At 53.5% G+C, this 13,832-nt stretch carries 10 protein-coding genes; 5 read left to right on the top strand and 5 right to left on the bottom strand.

Annotated features, from left to right (window positions below; all coding sequences use genetic code 11):
- Positions 1-473: 473 nt before the first annotated feature.
- Entirely contained in the window at positions 474-1,214 is a 741-nt protein-coding gene (locus tag BFW38_RS03850) for a response regulator (protein WP_068997205.1), read from the top strand.
- A 96-nt stretch (positions 1,215-1,310) separates the two neighbouring features.
- Here the strand turns inward: BFW38_RS03850 and leuA are convergent, their stop codons facing one another.
- The gene (gene leuA, locus BFW38_RS03845; RefSeq protein WP_068997204.1) at positions 1,311-3,005 is read right to left on the bottom strand and encodes a 2-isopropylmalate synthase; all 1,695 of its coding nucleotides are present in this window, start codon (positions 3,003-3,005) and stop codon (positions 1,311-1,313) included.
- Positions 3,006-3,333: 328 nt separating this feature from the next.
- Here leuA and BFW38_RS03840 point away from each other — a divergent pair, with 328 nt between their 5' ends.
- Entirely contained in the window at positions 3,334-3,828 is a 495-nt protein-coding gene (locus tag BFW38_RS03840) for an Lrp/AsnC family transcriptional regulator (protein WP_139116550.1), read from the top strand.
- A gap of 11 nt (positions 3,829-3,839) precedes the next feature.
- On the opposite strand, the gene BFW38_RS03835 is transcribed toward BFW38_RS03840, so the two are convergent.
- A complete protein-coding gene (locus BFW38_RS03835; protein WP_068997203.1) occupies positions 3,840-4,721 on the bottom strand; it encodes a LysR family transcriptional regulator in 882 nt (293 codons plus the stop codon).
- A gap of 247 nt (positions 4,722-4,968) precedes the next feature.
- Here BFW38_RS03835 and metE point away from each other — a divergent pair, with 247 nt between their 5' ends.
- Positions 4,969-7,287 (top strand): 5-methyltetrahydropteroyltriglutamate--homocysteine S-methyltransferase, encoded by a 2,319-nt coding sequence (metE, locus tag BFW38_RS03830; protein ID WP_068997202.1) that lies wholly within the window; start codon positions 4,969-4,971, stop codon positions 7,285-7,287.
- An 83-nt stretch (positions 7,288-7,370) separates the two neighbouring features.
- On the opposite strand, the gene BFW38_RS03825 is transcribed toward metE, so the two are convergent.
- Entirely contained in the window at positions 7,371-8,045 is a 675-nt protein-coding gene (locus BFW38_RS03825; RefSeq protein ID WP_068997201.1) for an NYN domain-containing protein, read from the bottom strand.
- A 256-nt stretch (positions 8,046-8,301) separates the two neighbouring features.
- Here BFW38_RS03825 and BFW38_RS03820 point away from each other — a divergent pair, with 256 nt between their 5' ends.
- Positions 8,302-8,745: a MarR family winged helix-turn-helix transcriptional regulator gene (locus tag BFW38_RS03820; protein WP_068997200.1), complete on the top strand. Its 444-nt coding sequence runs from the start codon at positions 8,302-8,304 to the stop codon at positions 8,743-8,745.
- Complete coding sequence (locus tag BFW38_RS03815; RefSeq protein WP_175400926.1) at positions 8,729-11,014, top strand: ATP-binding cassette domain-containing protein; 2,286 nt, start codon at positions 8,729-8,731, stop codon at positions 11,012-11,014. Before BFW38_RS03820 ends, BFW38_RS03815 begins: the two co-directional genes overlap by 17 nt.
- Positions 11,015-11,137: 123 nt before the next feature.
- On the opposite strand, the gene BFW38_RS03810 is transcribed toward BFW38_RS03815, so the two are convergent.
- The gene (locus tag BFW38_RS03810; RefSeq protein ID WP_068997198.1) at positions 11,138-12,583 is read right to left on the bottom strand and encodes an amidase; all 1,446 of its coding nucleotides are present in this window, start codon (positions 12,581-12,583) and stop codon (positions 11,138-11,140) included.
- Positions 12,573-13,832, bottom strand: coding sequence for an MFS transporter (locus BFW38_RS03805; RefSeq protein WP_068997197.1), 1,260 nt, complete (start codon positions 13,830-13,832; stop codon positions 12,573-12,575). The genes BFW38_RS03810 and BFW38_RS03805 overlap by 11 nt, the downstream gene beginning before the upstream one ends.

Here is a 13,832-nt window from a genome sequence, read left to right as displayed (position 1 = left end):
ATGAGCCGACACTTATGAACCGACGCCCTCACCCAACCGCACGAAAATTCTAACAAGTGTTTGAAACGATTTCTTCAACGCTACCAGGAAAAGCAAAACCACTGCAAGTTCGACAAAAGCTTAGCTCATTGTGCGTTATGTCAGATTATTGTCAGGTAATTAAGATATCATTTGGATTCACCAAAAAGGTCGGCACCAGCGTTAGACCGAGCTCCCTTAGACCGAGCCCCTAACATTTAGAATACAGGCGCAACCGAACCAGGGCCAAAACACTGAGATCTAGATACAGAAACCCAACATAGAGACCCAAATACAGTGTCCTTACAAGAGACTTGATCAGTCTCATTTGAGGCTTATATTGGCCTATACGAAACCTTAATATTGAAGTTGTTGCTTATGCGTGCGAACAACATCCTTATCCCTGCTCTAGCTGAGGCCATTCAGCAGCGCTTGGCCTGCTTTAAGGAAGACTTATGTTGACCCAAGATACCGCGCTGGTCGTCGACGACTCCAATACCGCGCGACGTATGATCGCCAGCACACTACGCGACCGCCTGAACTGCCAGAAGGTACTGGAAGCAGCCAGCGGAGATGAAGCCCTTCAACTACTCAAACAGAATGCCAGCATTGATTGGATCTTCTGTGATTGGGAAATGCCAGGGATGACAGGAGAGCAAGTGCTCAGCGAGGTCCGCAAGGATCCTCAAACGGCTCATATTCCCTTTATGATGGTAACCACCCGCAACGATCGCGATTCACTGGTCACCGCCGTTCAGCTTGGCGTCACCGCTTATATTGTCAAACCCTTTAACGCCCTGACACTGGAAGAGAAAATCAACAACACTCGCCAGCGCATGGAACGACGTAATGCCGAGCGCGTGACCGTCAAAAAGAATCAACCGCTAGCCTTGCGCTTTAGCGAGCATGGAGATGTACCCGGCCAGCTCGTCGATGTGTCATTGTCAGGGTTGCTGGCCAAAGGTCCGCTGGAAAAACTGCGCGGTATTTGTATTTTCGATACCGTGACGATCATGGCCAAAATCGATCACCCGGATGTGTCGATGCTGAAACTGCCCGCCGAAGTGATTCGCATGGAAGCCGATCCCAAATCGCCCGGCAAACGAGATACTGTTCGGATTGCCTTTCGTTTCCAGTCGATGGAAAGTGACATGCGCCATGCCTTGGCCGATTGGATTGATCAGCTCAACCATTAACCGGTGATAGATCAAACAGGTATATCAAACGAAACAGGGCAGCCGAAGCTGCCCTGTTCAGGTTCATATTTCACGCTCAGCGGCGTGCATCAGTGCTCAAGCTTGAGTCGTTTGGTTCACAACCAGCGCGACTTCAGCCCGGTTAATCGCCGACACCAGTGCTTTCAGTGAGGCACTGACCGTATCAGTATCGACCGCCATCCCGGTGACGCGATGGCCGCCCACATTCATCTGCACATAAGCCGCAGCCGCCACATCAGTGCCTTCACCCATGGCGTGTTCAGCATAATCAATGACCGCCACATCCAACGCCAAGGCACGATTAATCGCGTTCAGGAAGGCGCCCATGGCCCCTTTACCTTCACCTTCCCAGCTCAAGGCTTCTTCTTCCAATTGCACGCGGGCATGCAATTGCTCCGCGCCATCGGTATGGTCAAGACGATAGCCTTCCAACTTTAACGGCCCATTGGCGCGGATAAAGTGGCCGACCAATAACTCATAGATACTCTGGCTATCCAGCTCACCTGCAATGCCTTCCGAAGCGGCTTGTACCACAGGTGCCAGTTCCAGCTGCATCCAACGTGGCAACTGAATGCCGAAATCACGCTCCAGCAAGAAGCTCATACCGCCTTTACCTGATTGGCTATTCACGCGAATCACGGCCTGGTAATCACGCCCCAGGTCACGTGGATCAATCGGCAAATAAGCCACCTGCCAGGGCTCATCATCACCTTGACGGCGTAGCGACTTACGAATGGCATCTTGGTGGCTGCCCGAGAAGGCGGTATACACCAGCTCACCAATCCAAGGATGGCGCGGATGAATCGGCAACTGGGTGCATTCAGTGCAGACCTGGATAATTTCATCCGGATTCGACAGATCCAACTTCGGATCAATCCCTTGGCTATACAAATTCATCGCCAGCGTAACCAGATCCATATTCCCGGTTCGCTCACCATTACCCAACAGTGTCCCTTCCACACGGTCAGCCCCAGCCAGCAGCGCCAACTCAGCAGATGCAGCGGCCCCGCCGCGGTCATTATGGGTATGCACCGAAATAATGGCACTCTCCCGATTGGGCAGATGCTGACAGAAATACTCCACCTGATCAGCAAAGTGGTTGGGCGGCCCCACTTCAACCGTGGTCGGCAGATTCAAAATACAGGGGTTTTCCGGCGTCGGCTGCCAGATGTCCATCACCCGCTGACACACTTCAACGGCATAATCGACTTCCGTGCTGGAAAAGCTTTCCGGCGAATACTGAAACACCCACTCAGTTTCAGGGTAACGGGCGGCATAAGACTGCACCCAACGTGCCCCTTGCTCAGCAATCTGGGCAATCGACTCGCGATCCAGATCAAACACCCGCTCACGCTGTACCCGTGAAGTGGAGTTATACACGTGCAATACGGCCCGACGGGCGCCTTTGAGGGCTTCAAAAGTACGTTCAATCAAATGTTCACGAGCCTGTACCAGCACCTGAATCGTGACATCTTCGGGCACTTGATCTTCTTCAATTAACCAACGGGTAAAATCAAAATCGAGCTGACTGGCCGAAGGGAAGCCAATTTCAATTTCTTTCAGGCCAATCTTCACCAATAGCGCCCACATCTGCTTTTTCTGTTCAACCGTCATCGGCTCAAGCAACGCCTGATTGCCATCACGTAGGTCGACACTGGCCCATAGTGGGGCTTCAGTCACGACCTGGTCAGGCCAAGTACGGGTAAATGTCGGAACAGGCTCAACGGGGGCATATTTTTTATGATTAAAACCGGAACGAGCAGCGCACATGGTGAAGAACTCCGTTAAACATCCCCGGTCAGGGGTGTGATCAATTAAAAAAAGGACATCGCTTATGGCGATCTAGAACCTATCAATACGGCCAAAATATCAACACAGCCAAGAGAAGTGTGTTTAAGGAGGAAAATTCGGACCGTTCCCGATCAGGATACGGCCCGTTAAGCGCCAAAGAGATAGAGGCGCGAGGATCTTCCGGGTGTCGCTTGTGGCGACAGAAACTATGGTATGACAAAGCCATGCGCAGAGGATTGCTAATTCACCCCGACTTCGCCTAACCTTAGCAATAATCTTCGAATTAAATAAAAAAATGAGAAATAAAATGTCCGACATCGAAACTGACTTAGTACCCACTGCGTTGGATCGGCATGATAAAGCGATTTTAAGAGTTCTTCAGCAGGAGGGGCGGATCAGCAATCAGGAATTAGCCGACCGTATCGGTTTATCGCCATCGCCCTGCCTACGTCGAGTCCGCGCGTTGGAAAACAGCGGCATCATTGATGGCTACCGTGCACTGATTAACGCACGCAAACTCGGGCTCAAGCTGATGGCGTTATTGCATATTTCCATGGACCGGCACACGCCTGAGCGCTTCAGCAACTTTGAAGCACGTATCAGTGCCATCCCTCAAGTGATTGAATGCTTAGTCGTGACCGGCCATGACACCGATTACCAATTGAAAGTACTGGTCAAGGATATGGAAGATTACCAAGATCTCTTGCTGAACCAGATCACCCGGATCGAAGGCGTCACTGGCGTTCACTCCAGCTTCGTACTGCGTCGAATTTTCGAACGCGGCCATATGGGATTGGATTAGATCCGAATGGGTTAAACGGTCCGAGCGGTTTCAATCAAAGTTTGAATATGTCGATCTTCTGCTGAAGCCGTCCGAATGCCTAGGTGAATATGCTTATGAATCCCTTTGGCGCCCAATCGTACCGGGCTGATCGGCAATGTTTCGGCATAACGCTCAACCAGCCACTGCGGCAATGTCGCCACCCCTCGATGGGCCACCACCATCTGCAACAGCATTTCGGTATCTTCCAAGGTTTTATGGCGCTTGGGCGTACAATATGCAGGCAACAGAAAATGTTGAAAAATATCCAACCGATCAGTGGCGACCGGATACGTATATAAGGTTTGATCCAGCAACTGCTCCGGCGTCACATAATCACACTGCGCCAGCGGGCTGGCCTGATGCACGACTAACACCTGCTCATAAGGAAACACCGGCTCAAACACAATCCCTTCGCGGCGTACCGGATCAGGCGTGACCAGGACATCAATCTCATGGTTAAACAAAGCCGCCAGCCCGCCAAACTGAAACTGCTGCTTTACATCCACATCAACCCCGGGCCAGCGCTTCAAAAATGGGGCGACAACGGTTAATAACCATTGATAACAAGGGTGACATTCCATCCCGATCCCCATGGTGCCCTTTTCCCCCAGCGCAAATTCATGCAGCACTTGATCGACCCGTTCCAGCTGCGGCAATAAGCGACTGGCTTCACGCTGTAAGTAGATTCCCGCCTGAGTCAAAGACAAATGGCGCCCTTCTTTCACCCAAAGGGGCGCACCCAGCTGGGCTTCCAGCTTCTTCATCGTGTGACTCAAAGCGGGCTGCGTCAGATGCAACGCTTGAGCGGCGGCTGTCAGCGATCCTTGCCGTTCTATCTCACGCATAATGCGCAGGTGCATACGATCAATCATGCCTGATGCTCATCTCCATACGTCTCCCAAGGGCTTCCCCATCAATCCAAGACCCATGATCCATAACTCATAAGTAAAACTAATGATTTAATGAGATTAAACCATTATTCATCATGAGTCACTTTCCCTAATCTCCTCAGTCAAGGCGGATGCCAACCTCCATGCCATCCCCACCCAACGTCTTGTGATGACCGTTTTTAATGACCGTTTTTAATGACCGCTTTTAATGACATAAGGACACCGACTCATGGCACTGATTCATAACTTGGGCTTCCCCCGGATAGGCGCTCAACGCGAACTCAAATTTGCACTCGAAAGCTTTTGGGCAGGACGCACCACCGACACCGATTTAGAAGCCACTGCACTCACTCTGCGGCAACAGCACTGGCTCACTCAACACACCTTGGATCTGGTCCCGGTCGGCGATTTTTCACTCTATGATCAAGTGCTCGATATGAGCATCACACTTGGCCACCTGCCAAAACGCGCGCAAGGATTACCGGGCAGTGAACTGGATCAATACTTTCGAGTCGCCCGCGGCCGTTCAGTGCAAGGCCAGGATCAGCACAGCATCCAGGCCGGTGAAATGACCAAATGGTTTGATACCAACTACCACTATATTGTGCCGGAAATGACCGCTGATACTCGATTCACACTCAACCCAACCCGCTTGCTCAATCAGCTGTCTGAAGCGCAAGCGCACGCCGATCTCCAGCCGGGTCAGGCCAAACCCGTGATCATCGGCCCAGTGACTTATTTATGGTTGAGTAAATCCAAAGATGGCACGGATCGACTGGCGCTGCTGGATCAACTGCTACCGCTCTACAGCGCGCTGCTGGAACAACTGGCTGAAGCCGGTGCGCAATGGGTTCAGATTGATGAGCCGATCCTCACCACCGAATTGAGTGCCGAGTGGAAACAGGCCTTTGAGACCGCCTACCACACCCTCAAAGCCAATCGCCCCCAACTCTTATTGGCGACCTACTTCGGCACCTTGCAGGATAACCTGCAACTGGTCTGCAATTTACCCGTCGCCGGGCTCCATGTGGACGCCGTACGCGGGCGAGATGAAATCACACGTATCGTCGACTGGCTGCCCAGCCACAAAATCCTCTCTGTCGGTGCCATTGATGGCCGTAACATCTGGAAAACCGACCTTAACGCCACCCTCGACTGGCTCGAACCCATCGCCGCTAAACTGGGCGAACGTCTTTGGGTCGCCCCCAGCTGCTCACTGCTCCATGTGCCGGTCGACCTCACCAGTGAAACCGCGCTCGATCAAGACATTCGTCAATGGCTCGCCTTCGCCTGTCAAAAGCTGGAGGAACTGCAATTATTGGGGCAAGCCTTGAATCAAGGGCGTGACGCCATCGCCGAAGCGCTGGCAGAGAACCAAGCGGCGATCGACAGCCGTCGCCAATCCCCTCGCGTCCATAACCCTGCCGTGAAACAGGCGGTCGCGGAGATCACTCCGGCACTGGGGGCGCGTCAGCAGGCCTACCCGGAACGCGCCGCTCAGCAAGGTGAACACCTCAAACTGCCGCTTTACCCGACCACCACCATCGGCTCCTTCCCGCAAACAGCGGACATTCGCCAAGCACGCCGAGATTACAAGCAAGGCACCCTCAGCAAGGCTGATTACACCAGCCTAATGCAGGCCGCCATCGAACATGCCGTGCGTGAACAAGAAGCCCTCGGATTGGATGTCTTAGTCCACGGCGAAGCCGAACGTAACGACATGGTGGAATACTTTGGTGAACAACTGGAAGGCTACACCTTCAGCCAATTCGGTTGGGTACAATCTTATGGCTCGCGCTGCGTTAAACCGCCGATTCTGTTTGGCGATATCAGCCGCCCCAACGCCATGACCGTCGACTGGATCACCTACGCCCAATCACTGACCGACAAACCGATGAAAGGCATGTTGACAGGCCCGGTGACGATTTTGAACTGGTCTTTCGTGCGCGATGACCAGCCGCGCAGTGAATCCTGCCGTCAACTGGCCCTGGCCATCCGTCAGGAAGTACTGGATCTTGAAGCCGCAGGCGTCAACATTATTCAAATTGACGAAGCGGCCTTGCGCGAAGGATTGCCCTTACGTCAATCCGAATGGCAACAGTATCTGGATTGGGCCGTTGACGCCTTCCGCATCACCGCCAATGGCGTACGCGATACGACTCAGATCCATACCCATATGTGTTACTCAGAATTTAACGACATCATTGAATCCATCGCCCAGATGGATGCTGATGTCATCACCATCGAAACCTCGCGTTCGGATATGGAGCTGTTGGATGTCTTTAAAGACTTCGCCTACCCCAACGAAATCGGCCCAGGCGTTTACGACATCCACACGCCGAACATCCCCAGCGTCGAGCAGATGGTCCAACTGATGCAAAAAGCCGCCGAACGCATTCCTGCTGAACGGCTTTGGGTCAACCCCGACTGTGGCCTGAAAACCCGCCAGTGGGCTGAAGTCACCCCAGCGCTCACCCACATGGTACAAGCCGCTAGCGCCCTCAGAGCCGCGGCACAAACACCTGCCGCTGAACCGGCTCTCGCTTAACCTCACCGCACTCAGCCCGCCCTGTCTTTTGGCTCACCCTATCTCTTGGCTCACGCGAAGGGATCGGGTGGGCAATGGGATCATCACCAATAATCAGGTTTAATGATCGGTTTCTTTTGGGTTGGAATTTGCATAGGTAAATGACTACTCGCCAGTTCCTGATCGGTAATATGATGACGAGTCCAATCGGCATGCTTACTCAGCTGCCCATTCCGAGGCCGGTGAGCACACGCTCGGGTCGGAATGACAACGCCCAGGCAAATATCACCCCCAAAATCCTCTCTCATAGCAGATAAAACAGGCGCTAGATCGGTATCATTAGAGACGAATACAAATTGCTGAGCCTTGCCTTTACAAGCATCTCGGTAAGCTGCCAGAGCAATATTCACATCCGTTTGTTTTTCTTCCAATTTCCAGACATCCGTACGGGCGGTTCTATCGATTGGATTTCGATATTCATGCAAACGCGCTTTTTCTAGGCTGTAATAGCCTTTAACAATATTAATCTGACTCGGATATAGCTGAGACAAGGCACGATGATAACGCTGTTGCGCTTCTTGGGCCGACTGACCATGAGAGGCCAACTTAGCTTTTATATCAGCAGTAAAGAAACGAATAGAGACCAACTCAGAGGCGGGATTTTGCGGGTAGACGATTTTACGAAATAGCAGTTGGTACAAATCCAACCACTTATCATCGCTATGTTTTAAACACCCATAAAAAAGGTTGTATCCGTCAACATAAATAATCGTTTTCATAGCCTTCCTGGCATTAGATATGAAAAAACCGCCCGAAGGCGGTTTTTTCGCCCCAAGCAACAGCCAACGGGATGACATTGCAAGGGGAGAGTCGTGAATGAATTGTGGTGCAAAAGTGGTACGGGGTCAAATGCAATGATCCACGGATCAACGCCTTGAGTCTCCTCCCAGCAAGATACCCTCATCAGTAGAAACACTTATCGATTGATCACGCAGACCCATTGATCACACCGGTTTTCAGGCATATAGTTTCCAAATGGAAACTATATCACCCTCCCCGTTAGAAGAAGCTTTGTCTTTACTGCAATGCGAGTTGGTCGCTCGACGCCACCGCTTCAACCCCGAAGCCGTGACTTGGGCGCAATATGATGTCTTGGAACGGCTCCGTATCGGCGGGGCATTACGTCCATCGGTGCTTAGCCAGCAACTGGGCGTGGCGCCAGCGCAGGTTTCTAAGGCATTGCGCGTACTGAAAGATCTCGGGCTGATTGAGCAATCCCCGGATAAAACTGATAAGCGCGTACAAACCACGCAACTGAGTGCACAAGGCGTGTCGTTCATGGAAAGAGCCCAACACCAGCGCCGTAATGCGGCACAGCAGGTCGCCTCTGTCATGACAGTAGAAGAACAGGCCCTATTCGCAGCGCTCTGCCGTAAAGCCGTCTTAGGCTTGCAAACAGGAGATGACCCCCGTGCCTGACAACCCCATGCGCATTATTCGCGCTCGAACCCACAACCTCAAAAGCATTACGCTGGAAATTCCCAAACATCAGATTGTCGCTTTCACTGGTGTTTCTGGATCGGGCAAGTCATCGCTGCTGTTCAATACCATCGCCGCAGAGTCTCAGCGCCAGCTCGCGGAAACTTATTCCACTTTTGTGCGCAATCGACTCCCCCATTTGGGTCAACCGGATGCCGACCGGCTCGATAACCTGCCCGCATCGATTGTGGTGAACCAGCATCAGTTGGGCGGTAACGCGCGCTCGACCGTAGGCACCGTGACCGAAATTTACGCCCTGCTTCGCCTGCTATTTTCTCGTATCGGCCAACCCCATATTGGCGAATCGAGCCTATTTTCATTCAACAACCCCAATGGCATGTGCCCCGATTGTCAGGGGTTGGGCAATATCATGACCATTGACGAACAAGCCCTGTTTGATCGCGAACGGTCACTGGATCAAGGCGCCATCCTTTTTCCCGGATTTGAGCCCTCATCATGGCGTTGGAAGCGCTATGCACTTTCTGGATTTTTCGATACAACAAAACCTTTAAGCGCTTACAGCGACGAAGAATGGACACGGCTCACCATCGAAACCGGCACACCAGTCACCGCTCCTCGGCCAGGCTGGCCCAAAACCACCGTTTATGAAGGCGTATTACCGCGTATTCGTCGCTCCTTTATTGAGCGCGAAGACGGCGACCTCTCCAAGGTCGAACGTGAAGCCTTGGCCCGCATCACCACCCATCAACCCTGCCCCAGCTGCCAAGGAGGGCGCCTCAATGCCAGCGTCCTCAGCTGTCAGATCAACGGACTGAACATTGCCCAGTGTGCCGCCATGGAGGCCAAAGACCTGCTGCACTTTATTGACACCATTAACGAACCGACAGTCCGCCCGGTGATCATCGCCATCGCCGAGAAGCTGGACAGCATGATCGATATCGGCCTCGACTATCTCAGTCTGGATCGAGGCACCGCAGGCCTCTCCGGCGGAGAATCTCAGCGCATCAAAATGATCCGCCACCTCGGCAGCAGCCTCACCGGCATTGCCTATATCTTTGACGAGCCCAGCATCGGCTTACACCAGCGCGATGTTCAACACCTTGGTGAGTTACTGATTCGCTTACGTGATAAAGGCAATAGCATCCTGCTGGTCGAACACGATCCGGATGTCATCGCCATCGCCGATCATGTCATCGATATGGGGCCCAAGGCCGGGCAAGCGGGAGGGGAAGTGGTCTATCAAGGCGATATGGCTGGGCTCAAACAAGCGGACACTGCGACGGGGCGTGGCTTGCGCATGCCTCGTGCGCTGAATGAAACGCCTCGCACCCCCTCTGGCTGGCTCAAGATTCATCAAGCCTCACGATTTAATATTCATGACCTCTCAACCGCCATCCCCTTAGGTGTGATGACGGTTGTGGCCGGGGTGGCGGGCTCAGGTAAGTCAACACTCACCAACCAAATCCTCCCTCACCAACACCCGGATGTGGTCGTGATCGACCAGACCGAATTGCGCGGCTCAAGGCGTTCCACGCCTGCCAGCTACTTAGGTCTTCTGGACGACATGCGTCGGCACTTTGCCAAACATAGCGGTCAACCGAAAAGCCTGTTCAGCACCAATGCTGCTGGCGCTTGCCCGACCTGCCAGGGACATGGCACCGTACGCACAGACTTGGCCTTTCTCGATACCATTGAAGCCGAGTGTGAATCCTGTCATGGCAGCGGTTATTCAGCGCAAGCCCGTGCCATCAAGATCGCAGGCTACTCGATGGATCAAGTCATGGGCATGCGCGCCCTTGAAGCATTGGCCGTCTTCAAAGAGAATCCCCGCCTCTCAGACGGGCTACTGCGTTTGGAACAAGTGGGATTGGCCTACCTACCGATTGGGCAAAGGCTTCCCACCTTATCGGGTGGAGAACGCCAGAGACTCAAACTGGCTGCAGAACTAGGCCAACAAGGGAAAATCTACGTCTTCGACGAACCCACTTCCGGCCTTCATATGACCGACGTCGAACGCCTGATCCACACCTTCAATGGCCTGGTTGACCAAGGCATCAGCCTGATCATCATCGAACACAACCTAGCGCTGATCGCTGCAGCTGACTATGTGATCGAAATGGGCCCAGGTGCAGGCAAACACGGCGGACAAGTGATCTACCAAGGCCCACCCGCCGACATGCCCACAGCCCCCCACTCCGTCACCGGCCCCTACTTGAATGCTTACCTTGGGGGAGAAGAATACCGTTGATGTGACTGACCTTAATCAAGCCGATTTATATTGACCGCCGCCTTGAATTCGCGGCGATCAGCAAGGGGGCCATAAGCTAAGGCACCATAAGCTAAAGGGCTCATAATCTAAGGCACCATAGCCTCAAAGATGCCCCGCATGAACTGGGGGGATGTGGCCCGCCCAAGGTGCTGCGGCCTCCAGCTGAGCAGCCAGTGAAAATAAAAGAGCGTCCTCACCGAAGCGTCCCGCGAAATGGCTGCCCAGCGGTAACCCGTCATCGGTCCAAAACAGCGGCACCGACATTGCAGGTTGCCCCGTCGCATTGAACAATGCGGTGAACGGACAATAACTGTGAAAGGCATCGATCACATCATCTAACGAAAGCGTATCGTCAAAAGCGTCCAGCGTACCAATGATCGGCGGCTGGCGCGCCAGCGTAGGGGATAGCAACACATCAAAATCCAGCATAATCGTGGCCAGTTGCCGCCCTAAAGAATGGATATAGTTGATCGCTGCAATGTATTGGGTGGCATCAAGCTGACCTCGCTCGCGCAGCATTACCCGAGTGCGCGGCTCGATTTCTTCAGCCGCCACAGCATGACCGCGCATCTTCCCGATCATATCAAGGAGTGCTTGAGTATTCGGGCCAATGATATCAAAACAGTGGCTATATAACGTCTCCCACACCAATGGTAGTGTCACAATATCAACGCTATGACCTAACGATTCACACAAAGCGGCGGTTTGTCGTACAACCTTGGCCGCTTCGGGGGCAATCGTTGGGCCCTCAATCAACCCGATCCGTAATGCCTTAGGTGTACTTTGTGTAGCCGCAAGATAAGAGGTTGTGCTTAAGGGTGCGGCATAGGGCGCCCCCAGGTCAGCGCCAGCGGTCGCATCCAGTAAGGCGGCACTATCACGCACCGAGCGCGTGATGGCATGAGCGGTCCCCATTCCACCCCATCCCTCTCCAGCCATCGGTCCTGATGGCATGAGGCCACGGCTGGGCTTAAAGCCAAAGACACCACAACATGAAGCAGGAACACGTAACGAGCCGCCTCCATCGTTGCCATGAGCAAACGGTACCACTCGGGCGGCCACTAACGCCGCCGCACCACCACTGGAACCGCCCGCACTCCGATCAAGATGCCAAGGATTACACGTCGCGCCATGACGACTGGACTCGGTGGTATAAGACGTTCCGAATTCTGGTGAGGTCGTCGTGCCCAGCAACAGACAACCCGCCTGCCGCAAGCGCGCCACGGCTTCAGCATCGAAGTCAGCACGCACGTCACCACTGACGATTGAACCTTGGGTCATTCGGGCCCCTTTGACGGGTGAAAATAGATCCTTGACCAAGGTGGGCACGCCAGCAAAAGGTGGGGTGCCGACGAAAGGCTGGCGACTAGCTTCTCGCGCATGATCATAGAGCCGATCAACCATCGCATTGAGACTGGGGTTGACTTGTTCAAGCCGCTCAATCACGCCGTCAAGTAAAGCTTCACTTGTGACATCGCCCTGACTGACACACTGGCCAAGCCCAAGACCATCTTGAGTATCCAGTAGGTGTTGAAGATCATGATTCATGATGGTGCTCCTGAGAGATCAAAGAAGAGGGATGATGGGAGGTCGCTGCTTGGCGCTTGACGATCACACCTAAACACCAAAGCACAGCGTAAAGTGCTCCGAATATTGCAAGCGCGAGAATACCGTTAACCAAACCACCGACCAGCGAAGCCGCCAGGCTGACAATCAACGGGCTAATAAACTGCCCCAAATAAAGAAAGGCGGTAAAAAACCCCATCCCTCGTCCTCTCAAGGCAGGAGGCAATGCATTCATCACTGGCGCCATCGCATTAGGCACCAACATGCCCGCACCCATGCCGTGAACGACAATAGACACCAGTACAAAGGTGTAACTTTGGGCAAGGGCCAATCCAACCAGGCCTAAAGCAATCAGCAACAATAACGTCACATTGCATCCCCTCACACCGAGAGTACGCCGAACCAGGGGCCATAGTAGGGCACCAACCAGCGAGGCCAGCAATCCTGCTCCTGTCGCCAATCCAATTAAAGTCGTCGACGTGACGCCCAGCGCCACCAGCAAAACCGGTGTTTGCACTGGCACAACGAAGCTCAGCACCATACCGAATCCGACCAACAGGTAACCGGCGAGTAATGGCATGAGGTCAACCCGACGATCCTGATCCACTGTGGCGTCCTGAATGGAAGCCGACGACTGAGGGCTGGATACACGAGGCTCCCACAACACCCGAGCCATCAATGGCAGCAACAGCAGCGGTAGCAGATAAAGGTAGAAAGGCCAACGCCATGAGTGCTCACCCAATGCACCGCCTAATACGAAAAAGCCAGCCCCCACCAGCGCGATAGTCACCACCTGGCGATTCACATACTTCAGCCGCTGCTCACCCTGCCAGTAATCGGCAATCAATGTTGAGCACACAGTCATCACCATCGCTTCGGATAAACCAAAAAGCAGTCTCACCCCCACGATGCTGTGCAGCCCATCAAGCCATGCAGGCAATGCACCCAGTAAGGCATAGCAGAATGTCGCAATCATCAACATACGCTTGCGACCAAGACGATCCGCTAGCCACCCAGCGAACGGCGCAAACAAGGCAATCGCCAGCGCAGGCCCGGTGATCGCCAACGGTACCCATAACGCAGCATGAGGATAATGAGGGGCAAAATTCGCCACCATGAGGGGAAGTATCGGTGCGACCATCACAGAGCCGACAATGGTCAAACTACTTCCTAGTAATAAAATAACGCCTTCCCGCGCACCGGCCTGACGACTCACATTTTGGGTAGTCAT

The sequence above is a fragment of the Terasakiispira papahanaumokuakeensis genome, from assembly GCF_001709345.1.
Lineage (GTDB): Bacteria > Pseudomonadota > Gammaproteobacteria > Pseudomonadales > Halomonadaceae > Terasakiispira > Terasakiispira papahanaumokuakeensis.
This window is presented reverse-complemented; position numbering and strand designations above follow the sequence as displayed.